General features: G+C 64.9%; 19 protein-coding genes and 1 tRNA gene. 11 read left to right on the plus strand and 9 right to left on the minus strand.

Going from position 1 to position 16,984, the window contains the following annotated elements; all coding sequences use genetic code 11:
• Positions 1–101 precede the first annotated feature (101 nt).
• From EA473_RS12745 to EA473_RS12755, 3 genes are all read left to right on the plus strand, one after another.
• Positions 102–1,619, plus strand: coding sequence for a hypothetical protein (locus tag EA473_RS12745; RefSeq protein WP_124196043.1), 1,518 nt, complete (start codon positions 102–104; stop codon positions 1,617–1,619).
• Between the two features lie 224 nt (positions 1,620–1,843).
• Positions 1,844–2,494 (plus strand): helix-turn-helix domain-containing protein, encoded by a 651-nt coding sequence (locus EA473_RS12750; protein ID WP_124196044.1) that lies wholly within the window; start codon positions 1,844–1,846, stop codon positions 2,492–2,494.
• A gap of 202 nt (positions 2,495–2,696) precedes the next feature.
• The gene (locus EA473_RS12755) at positions 2,697–3,221 is read left to right on the plus strand and encodes a hypothetical protein (RefSeq protein WP_124196045.1); all 525 of its coding nucleotides are present in this window, start codon (positions 2,697–2,699) and stop codon (positions 3,219–3,221) included.
• A 64-nt stretch (positions 3,222–3,285) separates the two neighbouring features.
• Here the strand turns inward: EA473_RS12755 and EA473_RS12760 are convergent, their stop codons facing one another.
• Positions 3,286–3,570 (minus strand): hypothetical protein, encoded by a 285-nt coding sequence (locus EA473_RS12760; protein WP_124196046.1) that lies wholly within the window; start codon positions 3,568–3,570, stop codon positions 3,286–3,288.
• A gap of 345 nt (positions 3,571–3,915) precedes the next feature.
• Here EA473_RS12760 and EA473_RS12765 point away from each other — a divergent pair, with 345 nt between their 5' ends.
• Positions 3,916–4,239: a 4Fe-4S dicluster domain-containing protein gene (locus EA473_RS12765; protein WP_124196047.1), complete on the plus strand. Its 324-nt coding sequence runs from the start codon at positions 3,916–3,918 to the stop codon at positions 4,237–4,239.
• A 24-nt stretch (positions 4,240–4,263) separates the two neighbouring features.
• On the opposite strand, the gene EA473_RS22300 is transcribed toward EA473_RS12765, so the two are convergent.
• Complete coding sequence (locus tag EA473_RS22300) at positions 4,264–4,428, minus strand: DUF6757 family protein (RefSeq protein WP_165875282.1); 165 nt, start codon at positions 4,426–4,428, stop codon at positions 4,264–4,266.
• A 65-nt stretch (positions 4,429–4,493) separates the two neighbouring features.
• Positions 4,494–5,264, minus strand: coding sequence for a PHP domain-containing protein (locus tag EA473_RS12770; RefSeq protein ID WP_124196048.1), 771 nt, complete (start codon positions 5,262–5,264; stop codon positions 4,494–4,496).
• Positions 5,265–5,423: 159 nt separating this feature from the next.
• Between EA473_RS12770 and EA473_RS12775 the strand changes: the two genes are divergently transcribed.
• Positions 5,424–5,711 carry a DUF5789 family protein gene (locus EA473_RS12775; RefSeq protein ID WP_124196049.1) on the plus strand — a complete coding sequence of 96 codons (288 nt, stop codon included), beginning with the start codon at positions 5,424–5,426 and terminating at the stop codon, positions 5,709–5,711.
• 161 nt (positions 5,712–5,872) lie between these two features.
• On the opposite strand, the gene EA473_RS12780 is transcribed toward EA473_RS12775, so the two are convergent.
• Complete coding sequence (locus EA473_RS12780; protein WP_124196050.1) at positions 5,873–6,880, minus strand: DUF5784 family protein; 1,008 nt, start codon at positions 6,878–6,880, stop codon at positions 5,873–5,875.
• A gap of 114 nt (positions 6,881–6,994) precedes the next feature.
• Between EA473_RS12780 and EA473_RS22305 the strand changes: the two genes are divergently transcribed.
• A complete protein-coding gene (locus EA473_RS22305) occupies positions 6,995–7,168 on the plus strand; it encodes a DUF5786 family protein (protein ID WP_243645253.1) in 174 nt (57 codons plus the stop codon).
• Positions 7,169–7,305: 137 nt separating this feature from the next.
• On the opposite strand, the gene EA473_RS12785 is transcribed toward EA473_RS22305, so the two are convergent.
• The gene (locus EA473_RS12785; RefSeq protein WP_124196051.1) at positions 7,306–8,301 is read right to left on the minus strand and encodes a YkgJ family cysteine cluster protein; all 996 of its coding nucleotides are present in this window, start codon (positions 8,299–8,301) and stop codon (positions 7,306–7,308) included.
• Between the two features lie 104 nt (positions 8,302–8,405).
• Here EA473_RS12785 and EA473_RS12790 point away from each other — a divergent pair, with 104 nt between their 5' ends.
• Entirely contained in the window at positions 8,406–8,651 is a 246-nt protein-coding gene (locus tag EA473_RS12790) for a DUF7561 family protein (RefSeq protein WP_124196052.1), read from the plus strand.
• A 38-nt stretch (positions 8,652–8,689) separates the two neighbouring features.
• Here EA473_RS12790 and EA473_RS12795 read toward each other — a convergent pair.
• A tRNA-Val gene (locus EA473_RS12795) sits at positions 8,690–8,780 on the minus strand.
• Positions 8,781–8,898: 118 nt separating this feature from the next.
• Between EA473_RS12795 and EA473_RS12800 the strand changes: the two genes are divergently transcribed.
• The gene (locus EA473_RS12800) at positions 8,899–10,725 is read left to right on the plus strand and encodes an ATP-dependent DNA helicase (protein WP_124196053.1); all 1,827 of its coding nucleotides are present in this window, start codon (positions 8,899–8,901) and stop codon (positions 10,723–10,725) included.
• 355 nt (positions 10,726–11,080) lie between these two features.
• Here the strand turns inward: EA473_RS12800 and EA473_RS12805 are convergent, their stop codons facing one another.
• Positions 11,081–12,271: a class I SAM-dependent methyltransferase gene (locus EA473_RS12805; RefSeq protein ID WP_124196054.1), complete on the minus strand. Its 1,191-nt coding sequence runs from the start codon at positions 12,269–12,271 to the stop codon at positions 11,081–11,083.
• The gene (locus EA473_RS12810) at positions 12,264–13,517 is read right to left on the minus strand and encodes a 60S ribosomal export protein NMD3 (RefSeq protein WP_124196055.1); all 1,254 of its coding nucleotides are present in this window, start codon (positions 13,515–13,517) and stop codon (positions 12,264–12,266) included. The genes EA473_RS12805 and EA473_RS12810 overlap by 8 nt, the downstream gene beginning before the upstream one ends.
• Before the next feature lie 436 nt (positions 13,518–13,953).
• Between EA473_RS12810 and htpX the strand changes: the two genes are divergently transcribed.
• The 3 genes from htpX to EA473_RS12825 all read left to right on the plus strand — a co-directional run bounded on the left by htpX (position 13,954) and on the right by EA473_RS12825 (position 15,798).
• Positions 13,954–14,841 carry a zinc metalloprotease HtpX gene (htpX, locus tag EA473_RS12815; RefSeq protein ID WP_124196056.1) on the plus strand — a complete coding sequence of 296 codons (888 nt, stop codon included), beginning with the start codon at positions 13,954–13,956 and terminating at the stop codon, positions 14,839–14,841.
• Positions 14,842–14,972: 131 nt separating this feature from the next.
• Entirely contained in the window at positions 14,973–15,230 is a 258-nt protein-coding gene (locus EA473_RS12820; protein WP_124196057.1) for a DUF7472 family protein, read from the plus strand.
• Between the two features lie 124 nt (positions 15,231–15,354).
• Positions 15,355–15,798, plus strand: coding sequence for a hypothetical protein (locus tag EA473_RS12825; protein WP_124196058.1), 444 nt, complete (start codon positions 15,355–15,357; stop codon positions 15,796–15,798).
• 26 nt (positions 15,799–15,824) lie between these two features.
• Here the strand turns inward: EA473_RS12825 and priL are convergent, their stop codons facing one another.
• Positions 15,825–16,916: a DNA primase regulatory subunit PriL gene (priL, locus tag EA473_RS12830; RefSeq protein ID WP_124196059.1), complete on the minus strand. Its 1,092-nt coding sequence runs from the start codon at positions 16,914–16,916 to the stop codon at positions 15,825–15,827.
• Positions 16,917–16,984: the final 68 nt, after the last annotated feature.

Raw genomic sequence — 16,984 nt, forward strand, 5'->3', positions numbered from 1 at the left:
TCGGCGGAACCGTCAAAAGCGGTGCGTTCGCCCGCAGCCACACCGAAACATTCGTTTGAGCTAGCCGGAAACTTATGGCGATCCAACCGATCGTCTCGAGTATGCGCCGCCGCCGCTTCCTCGCCGGAGCCGTCGTCGGAGGGAGTCTCCTCCCCGGCTGTTCCGCCCTCTCTGCATCCGAGACCGAGCCAGAGCCGGATTCGAACGACCGCCCCCAGTTCGGCGTCGACGACGCCGACAGCGAGTCGAACGGAGACGACACGGACGAACCGAAACCGACCGAACGCGGTTCGCCGTTCGACGAACCGACGGTCGTGGACTTCGAGACGGCTCCGCTCACAGCCGCCGTCGTGAACGGCCGCGTCTCGACCGACGACGGGCTGTCGATGCACCTCGAGTTCGCCGAACCGGCAACCGCAGAATCGCCGGCGACACTCGTTGCAACCGTCGAGAACCGACGGCCGTACGAACAGACGTTCCGTCCGCGACGACTGCTCGTTCTCGACGATCCGGCCTCGAGCCGCTCGAGCGACGACCGAAACGTCACCGTCTATCTCGCGCCCGCGGCGGACCACCCGCTGGCCGAGACCTCCCCCGGGTACGACCGCGACGGGGGCGGCCGGTGGCGACTCGAGACCGTCCGCGACGACTGGTTTCCCGACCTGGTGACGCTGGGGGCCGAAGAGCGCGTGACCGGCGAACACTACCTGCTCGGAGACCACCGACGCGGCGACGAGCCGATCGAAGCCGGCCGGTACGAGTTCACTCGGCGCGGCGACGGATTCGAAATCGCGATCTGGTCGACCGACGAGCCGGGCCCCGACGCCGACTCGTCGCTTGCGGACGCGACGGTCCCTTCACAGCCGGACGAAACCGACGTCCGGTGGTACCACGACGCGACGCCGGAGACGCCGGTCTTCCTCGAGCCGAGTCACGAATCGGTCACAGCGCCGGCAAAGATCGAGTTCGACCTCGTCAACCACGGCCGGGAGTCGCTGTCGGGGAACCCGTACTACTGGCGACTGTTCAAACTCGAGGGTGGCCGGTGGTTTCCGATCGACCCCTGGGAGTGGCCGATGCCGGCGGCTGCGGTTCGGCCGGGCGGCGTCGACGAATCCGAACTCTTCGTCTACGACGGCGATCCGGCCGAACGGTGGGGCACACGGACCGTCGGTCACCTCGGCGGCGGCCGATACGCCTACACCGTCGGCTACAGCGCGGACGACGAGACGCATGCAGCGGCGTTCGACCTCGAGGCCCCGCCGCTCGAGGTCTCGGTCGAACTGGATATCGCCATCGACGACGAGGGTGAAACGATCGTCGTCGAACTGCCGAACTACGAGGAGGCCCGCCGACCCGCGACGGTCACCGTCTCGCACGCGGGATCGGACGGCGACTTCGTCGATCTCGACCAGCGGCTCGTTCCGGAGCAACTGCCCCGGCGCCCGTTCAGAGCGCTGCGGAATTCGCTTCCGCTGTTCGAGAACGGCGTCGAGACGGTTCGGGTCAAGACGGACCGCGGAACGGCGCTTCGTCGCTTCGGATACGAAGAGGACGAGACGCGGACGATCGCCTACGACGGCGACCTGTTCGAGACGACCGGGTCGCTCGAGGAGTGACAGACGACCGGGTCGCTCGAGGATGATTCGCGTCCGTGCGGGCGCGTCGACGAACAACTGACTTCCCATCCGGCTCGAGGTTTCAGCACACTAATGACCGTGAAGCGTTACCGTTTCGATCGAGCCAGAATGATTGCGTCGATTCCGGCCGGCCGACGACCGGTCCGAGACGGACGAACCGAGTTCGGCGTAACTCGACCCCCGACCGGCGCGGACGAGAAGCGATGATCCGCGCACAGCTTCGCATCCGTCTGCCCGACGGCGTGTGGGTGGCCGACGTTTCGCGGCGGTTCCCCGACGCGACGTTCGAACTGCTTGCGGGCTACCGGGTCGACGGCCGCGCGACCGAACTCGGCGAGATCGTGACCGACGAGCCCGACGCGGTCCTCGAGGCGCTGCGTGATCATCCCGCAATCACGGAGTTCGAACCCCTCGAGGCCGCCGACGGGCGCGTCCTCAGCAAGTACGAGTCGACGGACACGGATCTCTACGAGTTCGTCGAGACCTCCTCGCTTCCCATCGAGTTCCCGGTCGTCGCTCGGGACGGCTGGTTCGAACTCGATCTGACGGGAACGCGCGACGAACTGGATCAACTCCGGGCGATCATCGAGGCGGCGGACGGATCGTACGAACTGCAGTCGGTCGTGAGCACGGCCGATACGGACACGCTGGTGACCGACCGCCAGCGGGAACTCCTCGAGACGGCGATCCGGGAAGGGTACTACGAGGTCCCGCGAGAGTGTACGCTTGCCGATCTCGCCGAAACGGCCGACGTCGACAAATCGACCGCGAGTACGATCCTCCGGCGGGGCGAGGCGACGCTGCTCAAGTGGTTCTTGACCGGGCCGGATCGAAAGGGCAGGCGTCTCCGATAGCTCGCAGGAGACCGAGTCGGTTCACGATCAACTCTCGAGCGACGCCCACGATACTCGAGCGATACCAGCAAGCGACACTCGAGCGACGCCCGCGACACACGAATCGCCATTGCCGAGACGACGCGGACCGCCACTGCCGAGGCGATGTCCGGCCCAACATGTTGCCGGAACGTACTCCTACTTCTGGACGAGACGATTGGTTATGTTCGGTACGGCTACCGGGATCCTGAATCTTCGAACGCTCGACCAGCGCGGGGCGGAAAGCGTCGACGGGCGGCTCTACATCCTGATCGCTCTGGCGACGGTCTTCGGCGCTGGACACCACGCCGACCACGTCGTTCGCGGGAATCACGTCGGATGGCCGCTGATTCCCGAGGTGACGGTGTTTACCTACACGCTCGCGATTTACCCGCTTCTCGCGCTCGGTCTGTACCTGACGCTGACGGAGCGGGTCGGCGCGGGGTACTGGACCGTCCTGTTGGCTGTGATCACCTTCGCCGTCATCGTCACCCACTTCGGACCGTTTGCGACCGAACCGCCACGGGACGTTATCGCTCCATACGAGAACGTCTACGTCGGCTACGCCGCGTTCGCGTGGTTACTCGGGTTCGTCGGATCGTTGGTCGCGGCGACCGCCTACTCCGCCCACCGCTTTCGGTGGGCTCGTTCGACGGAGGTACGAGGCGAGGATGAGAGAAAACGGACCGACCGAAGCGGGACGCGTTGATCGCGCTGCCGTCGTCCGGACGGACGTGTCACGACTATTCTCCCGTGACGGAACCCACCGACGACTACGGCGACTCGTCTCGGAGCGCGCCCTCGATCGACTCGAGGTCTGCCTTTCGGAACGGACCGTCGACACTGTCCGGATCGTCGTCGTCCAGGTCGCCGATCGTCCAGAGGATGCCCGCCCGCATCTGTGATTTTGGTGGGAGGTCGTTCGCGTCGACGTCGTAGCCGACGGCGTCACAGATCGCGGCGAGGGACTCTTTCGTGAAGGCCGTCGACTCGATCCGCTCGTATCGGTCGACGGCCAGCCGTATCTCGTTTCGGAGTTCGTCGACGGTTCGGGCCATACGGGTCGCAACGACGGGGCGGGTCGTGTAGATTCCGGTCGGCCGTCGATCGGCTTCGTCCGGGGTTCCTCGTTCGCGTGACTGCCCCGGGGCTCCGAACTCGAGTATAGCAGGCCCGGTGAGGGGATCACGATCGGCCGGGTCCACATCGAGTGCGGATCTCCCATTCGCCCGGACGGGCCCGCCGTCCGATTATATACCTGCTGGTTTCTCCGATTTCGCCGTTTCGAACGGAGCAGGTTACTCCCTGCGGTTTTAGGCACCCCTAACTCGAGACGCGACTCGTACTCACTTAAAAAGAGTCCGTACTTTTAAGTGTGGGCCACCCGTCTGAACCTGTTAGCAATGGCCATAGATCCACAGTTTCACGAGAACCGCGAGAAGGTCGGTGAGGAAAACGGCATCGCCGTCTGGGGCCCCGTCGACGAGCCGGAGGAACTCGGTATCCGGGGGACCCACGTCGCCGTCGACTACGATCTCTGTATCGCCGACGGAGCCTGTCTCGAGGACTGTCCGGTCGACGTCTTCGAGTGGGTCGACACGCCGGACCACCCCGAGAGCGAACGGAAGGCCGAACCGACTCACGAAGCCCAGTGTATCGACTGTATGCTCTGTGTCGACGTCTGTCCAGTCGACGCAATCGACGTCGACGCGGGTCGAACGGCGTAATCCTGCAGAAACCCTCGAGAAGACTTACTCGGCGCGATCGACGTCGACTTTTTCCTTGAGCGTTTCGAGTCCGTCGCTCTCGGCGAGTTCCTGCAACCGCTCGCGGAAGTGTTCCTCGCAGAGGCCGACCTTGACGCCGTCGGATTCGGCGGCGAAGGCGGCCGTGCGGTCGCAGTAGTGGCAGTTCATACGAGCGTGTAGGAACCCCGACGCATTGAACCCTCCGCTCTCGGCTATCGTTGGTATCATTCTCCCTATAACTCGAGGCGGTCGTACTTCGCCCGCGAGAGTCCGGCGAGACCGAGACGCCCGTCGTGGGCGTCGGAACCACCGGTCGCGAGCAGGTCGTGGCGGTCGATCGCCCGCTCGACCGGTTGGAGGTCGACGTCGCGATCGTAGGGGTAGCGCAACTCGAGGGCATCGAGGTCGGGCGCCAGCGCGAGCGCTCCCTCGAGGTCAGGATACCGCAGGGGATGTGCGAGCGAGACGATCTCGCCCGCCTCCGCGAGCGCCGCTCGGCCGCGTTCGAACGACGGGATCTCTCGCGGGACGAAACACGGGCAACTGGAGCCGATGAGGTGGTCGAACGCACCCTCGTAGTCGTAGTCGGTGTCCGGATGGTCGTCGATCGCTCGGGCGACGTGCGGGCGGCCGAATCCCTCGCTCGCGGTCAGATCCAGGTCGACGCCGAGACGGTCCTCGACGCAGTCGACGATCGCCTGTCCTCGCTCGATCCGGTTCGACTGAATCCGCTCAGTCGTCGCGACGAGTTCGTCCGTCGGTTCGACGCCGTACCCGAGGAGGTCGACCCGCTGGCCGCTTTCTGTTTCGACCCGGAGTTCGATTCCGTGGACGATCGTAACGCCCTCACGCTCGAGAATCGGGTCGTCGAACGGCTGTAATCGATCGTGATCGGTCACCGCGACGACCTCCACGCCGCCACGACGGGCCGCCGCCGGTAGTTCCTCGAGCGTCAGGCTGCCGTCCGAACGGGTCGTGTGGACGTGCAGATCGGCGTAGGACATAGCTCACCTGTGGACCGGCGCGGTTTAGCGGTTTCTCTCCGTCGTCACGGCACCGGACCGTGGTCTCTAGAGGCATACTAGGAAGCTAGTCAGTAGGGGAGGACTAGTAATCCTTTATGGACAATGTTTATAATCATTGTTCACACACAATATGGTGTAATGCTGCTCAACGGCACCGGCGACGTCATCGACGACTACGACTACCCCGCAACGACCGACGAACTGATCGCGGAGCACGGAGACCGGACGCTCGAGCTCCCGAACGGCACCGAAACGGTCGGCGAGGTACTCACACGTCTCGAGTCCGAAACCTTCCAGGCCCCCGAAGACGCTCGATTCGCCGTCTACACCGCGGTGAGCGACAAAGCGATCGGCCGCGTCGGATACAGCGACCGCGACCCGACGCCGGTCGGCAGTCCGTACACGCCCGACGCGATGTCCTTCTAGAGGCGGACTGATTCCTTCTAGAGGTAGACTGTCCACTGCTTCTCTCGATTGGCCGAACGCCGTTCGCCCGACGGACGGCGTCGTGGCTCGGAGTTCTCTTACAGCAAACCACCTCACCCGAGGATCAACAGTCCCCAGTCCAACCCGAGGATCACCCGTCGTTAGTCCAGAAATTCGACTGCGTCCGCGAGTTCGAGCGGAACCGACCCCTTCCGATAGCCTTCGACGTGGCCGTTCGGGCGGGCGCGGTAGACCACCGCTGGTCGGTGACGGACGTCCGGCTGTTCGCCGCGGACGGCGTTCCAGGCGTCGTCACGAAAGCTCGAGCAGTCGACGAACAGGATCGCGCCGCCGCCGTGGGCGGCGAGCTGGCCGTTGACCTTGGTCTCGGCGGTGTCGCGAACGGCGGCGACGGGGCCGGCCGCCGAACGGTTTTTCGGCGGCTGGGGCCGGGTGACCTCGACGAGGACGTTGGTCTCGTTTCCGCGGGCGCGAAAGTCGAGGGAGTGGCCCGTCGTCACCTCGATCTCCGGAACGACGTCGTAGCCGGCGTCGGTCAGGATCTTCGCGGCGACGAACTCGCCCATCGCCGCGCTCATGCGGACCCGATCGACGTGGTCGCTGGTGCCGAGCTTGCCGGACATGACGTGTCTGTGCTCGTCGAGGACGCCGGTCTCGAGAAAGCCCTCGAAAAACCGCGTCGTCTCCCGCCGGCCGGCGTCGGGAAAGCCAGCCGCGTGCTCCCGAAAGAACGCTCGAGTCGCCTCCCGGCCGTCTTTCGACATGAACACCGGGAGGAAAAACCACGAGATGTGCGGGTAGTCGGCGAGCCACGGGTCCGACTCGTGGAGCGTCGAGAGCAGTTCCCGCTGGGCCCACCGTGAAACGTGATAGGGGACCTCCCGCCAGCCGAACTTATCCGTTTTCCACAGCGACGACGGCGTTTCCGTGTTCCCCATCCAGTAGGCGTCGTCGTCCTTCCGGGCGAACAGTGCGAGGTCGCCGTTTTGCATCTCGAAGCGGTGAGTGTCCCACCCGCCACCGATATCGAACCGCGGCGACACCGAACGAGCACCGATGTTCGATCGCAACGGCTGTAAAATCTTCCGTCGAACTCGCTGCTCGCTCCAGTTCGTGGGCGAATAGCGAAAGCGAAGCGGCCGTGCCACATCGGTTCTACGGCGTAGACCGCCATACGTCTTACGAGGGTGTCCCAACCGGAGAGCATCATGAACGACCGTTACATTGATATGGAACAGCGCCCTACATTGGTTATACCTACCATGTCAATGGGTGCCTATGATGAAGACGAACACGAGCGCCGCGAACAGCAGGCCTCGAGAGTCGATGCGGATTTCGACGACGAGCGGACGATCTATCACGGTCAGGTCGAGTACGATTCCGGCGACTCTGCGGAAGCGCTTTTGAACAAGTTCGAGGAGATCAAGTCGGACTAGTGGCCGCGCGACTCTCCTTTGGGGGTTTCCCTCCGCGCTGAGCCGACGGTTTCTCGATCTCGAGCGAGCGTTTCGACGTGTCACGTCCCCCACGCTCTCCGATCAGTCGTCGAGGCGCTCGCTCGTTAACCCGGACGTTACTCGCCCTCGAGATCGTCCCATCCCGGCGTCTCCGGCGCACCGCGGGCGTCCTCGACGTCGGCGGCGGTCGACGGAGACGGAACGGTCTCGCCCGCAGCGACTCGGCGTCGGTGCCACTCTCGGATCGCGGGACCGATCCACGCTCCGTCCTCGTCGGTCGCCACACCACTCCCGCCGCCCGATTCGTCGGTCGCCGCCTCGAGCGCTCGGTCTCGCGCTCGCTCGTAGTGAGCCTCCGAAATCTCGACCGTGCCGGGACTCGAGGCGGCTGCCACTGCGGCAGTTTCCGCCCGATCCTCGGCCGTCAGCTCTCCCGCCGCGAGTCGCTCGATCGTCCCCTCGAGCGCCGCCGGTCGGGGATGACAGAAGAGTTTCTCTCCGATCGCACCGGTTCCGAGCAACAGGCCGTCGGGCTCGTCGTCGACTTCCGTCGAGACCAACCGTTCGCCACCGAACGTCTTCTCGACGCGTTCGCACTCGGTCTCGACCCCGAGCGCGAGCGTCTGTTCCGGGTAGACACCGCAGTCCTCGGGGAAGAACTCGCCGTCGTAAACGCGACACTGTAACGTCGACGGATCGAGGAAGACGCAGGTTGGGAGCCACGACGGCTCCTCGCGTCCGAACGGCGCGACCGGTTTCGGCGGTTTCCGCAATCCGAGGAAGAAGACCGGACGGCCTGCGACGGCGGCGATCCGTCGGCCGTCGATCTCGACGCTCTCGCGGTCGTCCCGAGCGTGCCAGAACCGCGGCGTCAGGGCGGGGACCGCCCCCTGCTCGAGGACCGTCCGAACCGTCCCGCGGGTGAGCGAAACGAACGTGGGATCGTCGTCGACCGGGTTCCGGTCGACTTCCGCCTCGTCGTGAGTCCGACCGTGAGACCCGTTTTCGCCGTGTGTCCGACCACGAGATCCGTCGTCACCGCGGGTTTCCGTCTCGAGTAACGGCCGCCAGTCGAGACAACAACCCGCACAGCCCTCGCAGTTGACCTCCATGACCGGCGGTACGACGGCGGTCGGTATATACTGCCGGCCGGTATCAACCGGTCCGGTTCTGTCGCGGGACAACGACTTTCACCGTCCGGAACAGACGGTCGCGTATGGCAACGGACTCCTGTGACGGCTGTGGTCGACCGGTATCGGTCGCCGGCGGTATCGCCAACGTCTGGACCTTCGGCGAGGACGACGGCAGCGACGGGACCGCGATGACACTGGAGTTCGAGGACGGAACCTCACACATGCTGTGTTACCCCTGTATTGGGGTACTTCCCGACGAACCGACCAGCGCGGACGTCGACCGCCTCGAGCAGGTCGACGGGGACACCTCTCGGCTCGAGCCCCGGTGAAAAAGTAGCGAATGGAGTGACAGGAGACGACACTGGAGCGGAAGGGGTGGGATTCGAACGCCACGAGGCACGTGAGGCCGCCGCGGACCCGAGGGGCACCGCGGTGCTCTACCGCTGAGCGACCCTTCCGCAGTAGATCTGTGGCGCGGTTCGGTATTTGTAATCGGCCGGCTACCCGGTGGTAGACGGTCCCTTCGATCGCGACGGTCCGTAGCCTTTAGGGTGTGACCGCGCCGTGAATCGAACGGTGAACACCGAGCGGATCTTCGATGCGTTTCCCGCGCCGAGCTACCGCGGGAACCAGGAGCAGGCCCTCCGTGACATTCGAGACGCCTTCGCGGCCGACAACGACGTCGTGCTCGTGCGCGCGCCGACGGGAAGCGGGAAGTCCCTGCTGGCTCGAGCCGTCGCCGGCTGTGCCCGAACTGTCGGCGAGGCCGAGCCGAGCGAGGCGTCGGGCGCGTACTACACGACGCCGCAGGTCTCACAGCTCGACGACGTGGCGGCCGACGACCTGCTCGCAGACCTCAACGTGATCCGCGGGAAGTCGAACTACACCTGCATCCTCCCCGAGGAGCGAAACACGCCGGTCAACCAGGCCCCGTGCGTTCGCGAGCGCGGCTACGACTGCTCGGTCAAGCATCGGTGTCCGTATTTCTCTGATCGTGCGATCGCCTCGAACCGGGAGATCGCGGCGATGACGCTCGCGTACTTCATGCAGACCGCCGGCAGCGAGGTCTTTCGAAAGCGAGACGTCGTCGTCATCGACGAAGCACACGGGCTGGCCGAGTGGGCCGAGATGTACGCCACGATCCAGCTCGGGCCACGGACGGTCCCCTTCTGGGACGAGCTTCGCGTCCCCGACATCGACGGCATCGATCGGGCCGTTCGGTACGCCGAGAACGTCGCACAGACGTGTGGCCGCCGCAAGGACGACCTGCTCGCACAGGAGACGCTGTCGCCCGCGGAGGTGCGCGAGCGCGACCGCCTGCAGGAACTGATCGGCGAACTCGAGTGGTTCGTCTCGGACTACCGCGATCCGGAGAGTCCGACGACGTGGCTGGTCGACCAGTCCGAACCGTCCGCCGGCGCTCGAGGGGATGATCCGGCCGACGACGAAGACGACGACGGAGGCGGGCCCCTGACGATCAAGCCGATGAATCCCGAGAAGTACCTCGCCCACACCGTCTGGGATCGGGGCAACGCGTTCGCCCTGCTGTCGGCGACGATCCTCAACAAGGACGCCTTCTGTCGGCACGTCGGATTGAACCCCGACAACGTCGCGCTCGTCGACGTCGGCCACACGTTTCCCGTCGAGAACCGACCGCTGTACGACGTCACACAGGGAAAGATGACGTTCGAACACCGGAAGGAAACGACGCCGAAACTCGCCCGGACGATCGTCCGGACCATGCAACACCACCCCGACGAAAAGGGGCTGGTTCACGCCCACTCTTACGACATTCAGGAGCGTCTGGCCGACCTCCTCCGGGATTTCGGCGTCGGCGACCGAATTCGGGTCCACGACCGGGACGACCGCGACGCCGTCCTCGAGGAGTGGAAAGCGAGCGACGATCCCGACGTCTTCCTCTCGGTGAAAATGGAGGAAGCCCTCGATCTGAAGGGTGACCTCTGTCGCTTCCAGGTGCTGTGCAAGGCACCGTTTCTCAACACGAGCGACTCGCGGGTCGCACACCGACTCGAGGAGGGCCAGTGGGCCTGGTACTACCGGGCGGCCCTGCGCACCGTTATTCAGGCCTGCGGCCGGGTCATCCGTGCGCCCGACGACTACGGTGCGACCTACCTCGCGGACTCGAGTCTGGTCGATCTCTTCGAACGGGCGCGAACGGACATGCCCGACTGGTTCGAAGCCCAGGTCGATCGGATGAGCGAACCGCAACTTCCACCGTTCGAACCGCGGGCGGCCCTCGACGGAACGGAATCCGGATCGACGACCGGTTCGACCGGGGAGGCGGGGTACCAGCGCACGCGGACCAGCTCTCGAGGGAACCGCTCCTCGCAGCGATCGTCACGCTCGAGTCCGCTCGCCGACGTGTGGGATACCGACGGGTGACGCGGATCGATCGAGCGCGGATCGATCGAGCGCGGATCGACTGGATGCAGATCGACCGGCCGGAGGCGAGAACGCGCGGTGTCGAGTGACGAAACCGGGGCCGCGAGAAAACCGAGTAACGGGGACGTGTATCAAGACCGCGGGCGACAGTAGTCCGCGCCGCGGAGCGGATCCCAGCGGAGCCGATCAGAACGCGGCGAGTGCGCCCCAGGCGATCATCGACGTGACCATGAGGACCGCGAAGATGACCGCGATGAACTGACTTCGATCCATGTCTAGCGTGACTCACCGCGGGGCTATGAATGTCACGACCGATCACCGTCGTTCCCGCAGTCGGCCGCTCGGAGTCGGTTGATCACTCGAAGCGTCCGTCGAGGACGACGTGGGACACGCCCGCGCTGTGGCTCTTGACGCGACGTTTCCCGACCACCTCGAGTTCGCGACCGGCCGCCGTCGCCGCGCGCTCGAGTCGCTCGAGCGGTCGATCCCACAGAAGCGACTCCGGCGTCGCCTCGTGGTAGTGGATCACGCCGCCGGGGACCAGCGCCTCGAGCGCTGTCGGCAGGAATTCGTGGGCTTCGTCGGTTCGCGCGGCGTCCGTCGTAGACTCCTCGTCGGCCGATTCTTCGGCGCTGCCGTAGTATCCCATCACCACCCTGTCGGCGTCGACATCGCTCGTGAGTTCCCGGCAGTCGGTCATGTAGGCGTCGACGCGGTCGTCGACGTCGTTCAACACCGCGTTCTCGAGGAGGTTCCGGAACGCGGTCGGGTTGATCTCGGCTGCGGTTACCCGCGCGCCGGCACGAGCCATCGGCAGCGTGAAGTAGCCGATGCCGGCGAACATGTCGAAGACGTGCTCGTCGGTTCCGGTCCGTGTCGGCCCGTCCGCGGAGTCTACAGGCCGTGACTCTGTGTGCACGACCTCGCCCATCCGCGCCCGCTCGGCCTGGTTGCCGGGCGAGAACATCACCTTCGCGGGATCGAGTCCGTACCGGGTCCCGTGTTCCGCGTGGATCGTCTCGGTATCCGGATCGCCCGCGAGCAGTCGGGTCCGTGGCTCGCGGCACGTTCCCGCCTCTCCGTCGTTGGCGATCCCCTCGTTGGCCAGCACGCTGTCCGCCTCGCCGTGGAGTTCGAGCAGCGCCTCGGCCAGTTCGGTCTCGTCGGGACAGCCGTCGGGAACCGAGACGAGAACGACCGAGCCGACGACGGCCCACGACCCCGGTGCGGCGGCGAGGGCGTCCTCGTCCCAGCCCCGATCGGCGAGTCGGTCCTCGAGGTCCGGCGTTCGCGGTTCGGGATCGACCTGTCGCACGACCTCGAGCACGTCGGTCTCCGACGGCGGTTCCGTAACCGGCAGCGCCACCCGGTCTGGGCCGTCCTCGCGCACCCGTCTCGAGTCGTCGTATACGCCCTCGACGCGAAGCGACTCGATCGCCGTCTCCGTACGCGGTTTGTCGACGATCACTGCGAGCGGGGCGTCGGTATGTGCCCCGACCGAAGTCGACTCGAGCGAGGGTTCGTCTCCGTCCGATTCCTCACGCATCGCTCTCGTCGTCCTCGCGCGGGTTCTCGTACGGATCGTACGGCTCGGTCGTGGCGGTGTCAGTGCCACTGTCCGGGTCCGGGTCGGGGAGTACGTGGAGTCCGGCGCGGCTTTTCAGGACGGGCACCGTTTCGGCGTCGGGGTCGAAGTAATCCGGCCGGGACACCGTCTTCGCCTGATACGTTTCGGGATCGAGCACCTGGACCGCGTTCTCGTCTTCGACCGTGACGACCGTCGTCTCGACGGCGTCACCGCGCTCGCCGAGTTTGCGGGCGTCGGGCGAATTCCCCTCCTCGTAGCTCGCCTCGTAGCGCTCGCCGGTTCGAACTCGAACCCCCTTGAGGTTGCCTCGAGCGCTGCGGACGAGTACCGGCCCGTCGTCGTCGGCGTCGTCCTCGAGGTCGATGACGTCGCCGGGTCTGTACGGCGGCAGACGAACGGCGAAGGTGACGCGATACACTTCGTTGCCGTCTTCGTCCTCGGTGACGAGCGTCTCGGCGTCGTTGACCGTGCCGCCGAACTCCTGGACCATCTTGTTCGAGATCTTCTTGCCGATCTTGTTGGTCGAAACCCGAATATTGAGGCCGTCGTCGGTCTCGGTCGTCTCGGTGACGAACGCGTTCCGATCGCCGGTCGCCTCCATCTCGGCGACGGTCGTGTTCGAGATCTCCTTTGCCCGCTCGATCTCCTCGTCGGTCGGCGTCCGCCGTTCCGCACGGATCTGGACGATGCTGGCGTAGTAATCGCCGGCGATTCGGCCACAGCGGGTGCAGGTCTGCCGGGCGATCCTGACCGGCACCGTCACCCGCTCTTCGACCGGCGTGCCCCGAGCCACGCCCGTAAAGTAGCAATGCATCCGGATCGTGTTCTGGTCGACCTGTTCCGGTTCGACCTGCCAGGCGACGTCTTCGACGTCGACGTGGACCCCGAGCGCGTCGCTGACCTCCTCGATCGCGACGTCGGTGTAATCTTCGGCACCCACGTCGACCCATCGGTTCCCCCGGTGAACCGCCCCACACCGGGCGCAGACCCGAACGTCGACGTAATCCGGCGCGTCCACGAAGTCGAAGTCGTCGAAGTAACACGAGTCACAGAGTTCGACGTCGGAACCCGGCCGGAGCGGATCGGTCGCCCGTTTGCCACCGGTCTCGACCGATTCACCCACGGCGTCGTCGTTCGCGTCGCTCGGCGATCGATCGGGAACCGGATCCCCACAGCGGGGACAGAACGCCCGCGATTCGTTCATCGTACGTCAGGTTAGGGATTCAGCGGGTTATACTGTTCGCTGTGCGATCCGCATCCGTCCCGTCGGTTTTCAGAACTTGACACCTCCACGCGAAATGAAGGGGTCGAGTTCGGCGGCGACGGATCGGGCTGCATCGAGGAAAGCACATATTTACCGTTCCCGTCCGGCGGTTTCTCTCGGTTTCGACTGGTGGGCTGTCGACTGACCCTGCGCTTCGACTCCGCAACTCGAGGTACACTCCGAGTGTCAGACGTTCGTCAGACAGACTCGAAAATCAGTGTGTCAGACGTCGTCACGTCCCAGGGTCTCCATGCGAAACGAAGGGGTTCGAGTCGTGGATGCGAAAATAGTTTCACGTCTTATACGTTCTACGCACGAGTGACTATCGCCGGTCGAATGTCACGGGGCTTATTTCAGTCGAGAACGTAGATCGAGTATGAACTGGCAGGCGGACTGGGGACTTCGGTTCCGGATGTTTCTGACGATGTTTCTGTTGTTCGCGCTATACATCGTCTTCGCCGCGGTGCTCACGGGGTATCTGACCGGCGGTCCGAACTTCCTGGTCTTCGGATTCCTGTTCGGCGGGATGTCGCTGGTCCAGTACTACTTCAGCGACACGCTCACGCTCAGAAGTATGGGGGCGAAAGACGTTTCTGCGGACGAGTATCCCCAGCTTCACGCATCGGTCGAGCGTCTCTCCCAGCAGGCCGATCTCCCGAAACCGAAAGTCGCCGTCATCGACTCGAACGTCCCGAACGCCTTCGCGACCGGCCGGAACCAGAAAAACGCCGCAGTCGCGGTGACGACGGGTCTGATGCGAACCCTCGACCGGGAGGAACTCGACGGCGTGCTCGCCCACGAACTCGCCCACGTCAAGAATCGGGACATGATGGTGATGACCATCGCGTCGTTTCTCTCGACGATCGCGTTTATGATCGTGCGATGGGGCGCGTTCTTCGGCGGCGGTCGCGGTCGCGGTCGCGGCGGCGGCGGTATCGTCGTCGCGATCCTCGTCTCCCTGATCGTCTGGATCATCAGTTACCTGCTCATCCGGGCGCTCTCGCGCTACCGGGAGTACTCCGCCGACCGGGGCGCAGCGGCGATCACCGGCAACCCATCGGCGCTCGCCTCCGCACTGATGAAGATCTCCGGACAGATGGATCGTGTCCCGAAAGAGGACATGCGCGAGGAGGCCGAGATGAACGCATTCTTCATCATCCCGATCAAGTCCGGCATCGTCGGCCAACTGTTCAGCACGCACCCGCCGACTGAAAAGCGCGTCGAACAGCTTCGAAGTCTAGAACAAGAGATGGCGATGACCTAATACGGATTGTTGTACCTGTTCGTCGGTGCTGATCCCTACCACGCGTGGGGACGATCGCTCCATCAAATTCTCATCGGACACTGCGGGCCCTTCGAAGCGCTTTTGCCCTGGCCGAAGAAAGCGCTTCTATAATGCTCGAGCGGGAGCAACTCATCGAAATCGTCGTGGCCGTCTCGTCTATCGTCCTGATGCTCGGGGCCATGATCTACATCGGACAGACGTACGGCAGCGACGGCGTCCTCCAGCCCGAAGGAGCGGAACTGCTCGTCGCCGTGATCGTCGGATTTATCTTCTTGCTTACCGCCGTGGGGATCGGTCTCGCCGTCACGTTGAACGACCCCGAAGACGGTCTCGAGGACGACGACGCCGACGCTCAAAACGCCGCCTGATCCGGGTTACTGTACGCCACTACCGACGCACCCGCGATCCGAGCAGCTGGTGTATCGGCCCATCGTGCAGCAATCCGTCTGACGCCGCCGGCACCTTTTTCACGTAGTGAGTGTGACATTATCTATGGCCAGTTCCGACTCGAGTTCTGCGGCCGTCGAAACCGGCGGCCTCCGTCTGCTCGGGGTCGCTATCGCGTTCGGCCTGGTCGGTTCTTCTGCGCTCTTGCGGTCGACGGCGGTCGCCTCCCCCACGACAGCGTTCGGCGGACTGGCGATCCTCACCGGTCTCGGCGTCTTCCGGCTGTGGCGACGTTCGCCGACGCCCGAAGAGACCGACGAGAACCGATCGGAGGAAAGCGACCACGGCAGAACCGACGATCGAGCCGGCGACCCGAGTGAACCCGACTGCGACGACGGTGACTCGAGCGTCTGGAACGCGATCCCGCGCTGGCAGTACGGGGGACGCCACGTCGAATCGGGCGGACTCGCCCGCGGCGAGCAGGAGGAAGCACTCGCGGACGTCAAACAGCAAGCGGAGGAACTCTCCGACGATCCGTACCGAAAGTAACCGACGTATCGCAACGACCGACGAGTTCAATCGCCTGTGGACTCCGCCTCGTCCGTCTCCGTCTCCGTCTTGCGCCAGTCCTCGAGTTCGTCGTCCTCGGCGTCGTCGATCCGCTGTTCGTAGTAGGCCATCGGATGCGGAATCCGCTCACAGAGGTCGTCTTTGTTCACGCAGTCGCCGTACGATTGCATCGTCGCACACGAGGGTGGCGAGTACTCCGTCGGCGACGTGTCGCCGCGGATGTGGTCGGTCTGATAGCGGGTCATCTCCTCGCCGAACGACGAGTTCACCCGGTAGAGGTCGACGATTTCGTCGGTGTTCATCCCGATGCTCGCGAGGAACGCAGTGATGGCAAACCGGGAGTGGTGTGGAAGGTGTTCTCCTTTCTGTATCTGATCCAGCAGGGACTTCATACAGGGCGGGAACAGGTCGGGAACGACGGTGTCGATCTCGCGGGTGAGATCCAGCTCCGCGAGCACGTCTCTGATCTCCGTCACGTCGTCCTCGAGACCGACGGCGATCGCCTCGGGGACCTCGAACGGGAGGCCGTCCTCGATTCGATCACGGATGGCCTCGCGCAGCAATTCGAGCAACTCGTCCTCGTCGACCGGAACCTCACCCCGGGCGAGCGGTCGATTCACGAGTCGCCAGCCGTCGTCCCACAGGTCGGCGGCGAGGGGAAGGTAGGTTCCGACGGCGATTCGATACTCCCCGTCCGAGGCTTCTCGAATCGCCCCCTCCAGGTCGAACTCCGCGAACAGGTCCTCGAGATCGAGTCCCGCCGTCTCGACGCTTTTCAGTTCGGTGGTGTCGGCGAGGTCGTCGACGAACCGTTCGTAGGCCGTCGCGGCCTCCGCGCGAGCGTACCGGCGAACGAGGACGCGTTCGTCGACCATCGACACGAGGACGCGCGCGACGGGATAGGAGAGCAACTCGACGCGGTGATCGCGGTGTGGTTCGCCGGTGGTGCCGTCCTCGATCGCGGTAATGACGCGTTGGCGGGCGCGGTCGACGACCGCCCCCTCTCGCTCGACGACGGTCGCGAGATCGACCGCCTCCGTCGCCACGGTCTCGCGGGCGGCCTCAAGAAACGGGTACCGGGCGTGCAGGCGCTGCATCGGTAATGGGATGTTACTCCGTCGGGATAAACGCGCTGGTTACGATCCCCCGACGGAGTTCGTCCGAC

This window comes from Natrarchaeobius chitinivorans (assembly GCF_003841505.1).
Taxonomy (GTDB): domain Archaea; phylum Halobacteriota; class Halobacteria; order Halobacteriales; family Natrialbaceae; genus Natrarchaeobius; species Natrarchaeobius chitinivorans.

What these genes read in the sequence shown, in the direction of transcription:
- EA473_RS12750 (WP_124196044.1), top strand. Translation starts at nt 1,844, where the DNA reads ATGATCCGCGCACAGCTTCGCATCCGTCTGCCCGACGGCGTGTGGGTG.
- EA473_RS12745 (WP_124196043.1), top strand. Translation starts at nt 102, where the DNA reads ATGCGCCGCCGCCGCTTCCTCGCCGGAGCCGTCGTCGGAGGGAGTCTC.
- EA473_RS12765 (WP_124196047.1), top strand. Translation starts at nt 3,916, where the DNA reads ATGGCCATAGATCCACAGTTTCACGAGAACCGCGAGAAGGTCGGTGAG.
- EA473_RS12825 (WP_124196058.1), top strand. Translation starts at nt 15,355, where the DNA reads ATGGCCAGTTCCGACTCGAGTTCTGCGGCCGTCGAAACCGGCGGCCTC.
- EA473_RS12775 (WP_124196049.1), top strand. Translation starts at nt 5,424, where the DNA reads ATGCTGCTCAACGGCACCGGCGACGTCATCGACGACTACGACTACCCC.
- EA473_RS12820 (WP_124196057.1), top strand. Translation starts at nt 14,973, where the DNA reads ATGCTCGAGCGGGAGCAACTCATCGAAATCGTCGTGGCCGTCTCGTCT.
- EA473_RS22300 (WP_165875282.1), bottom strand. Translation starts at nt 4,428, where the DNA reads ATGAACTGCCACTACTGCGACCGCACGGCCGCCTTCGCCGCCGAATCC.
- EA473_RS12770 (WP_124196048.1), bottom strand. Translation starts at nt 5,264, where the DNA reads ATGTCCTACGCCGATCTGCACGTCCACACGACCCGTTCGGACGGCAGC.
- EA473_RS12790 (WP_124196052.1), top strand. Translation starts at nt 8,406, where the DNA reads ATGGCAACGGACTCCTGTGACGGCTGTGGTCGACCGGTATCGGTCGCC.
- EA473_RS12785 (WP_124196051.1), bottom strand. Translation starts at nt 8,301, where the DNA reads ATGGAGGTCAACTGCGAGGGCTGTGCGGGTTGTTGTCTCGACTGGCGG.
- htpX (WP_124196056.1), top strand. Translation starts at nt 13,954, where the DNA reads ATGAACTGGCAGGCGGACTGGGGACTTCGGTTCCGGATGTTTCTGACG.
- priL (WP_124196059.1), bottom strand. Translation starts at nt 16,916, where the DNA reads ATGCAGCGCCTGCACGCCCGGTACCCGTTTCTTGAGGCCGCCCGCGAG.
- EA473_RS12805 (WP_124196054.1), bottom strand. Translation starts at nt 12,271, where the DNA reads ATGCGTGAGGAATCGGACGGAGACGAACCCTCGCTCGAGTCGACTTCG.
- EA473_RS12810 (WP_124196055.1), bottom strand. Translation starts at nt 13,517, where the DNA reads ATGAACGAATCGCGGGCGTTCTGTCCCCGCTGTGGGGATCCGGTTCCC.
- EA473_RS12760 (WP_124196046.1), bottom strand. Translation starts at nt 3,570, where the DNA reads ATGGCCCGAACCGTCGACGAACTCCGAAACGAGATACGGCTGGCCGTC.
- EA473_RS12755 (WP_124196045.1), top strand. Translation starts at nt 2,697, where the DNA reads ATGTTCGGTACGGCTACCGGGATCCTGAATCTTCGAACGCTCGACCAG.
- EA473_RS22305 (WP_243645253.1), top strand. Translation starts at nt 6,995, where the DNA reads ATGTCAATGGGTGCCTATGATGAAGACGAACACGAGCGCCGCGAACAG.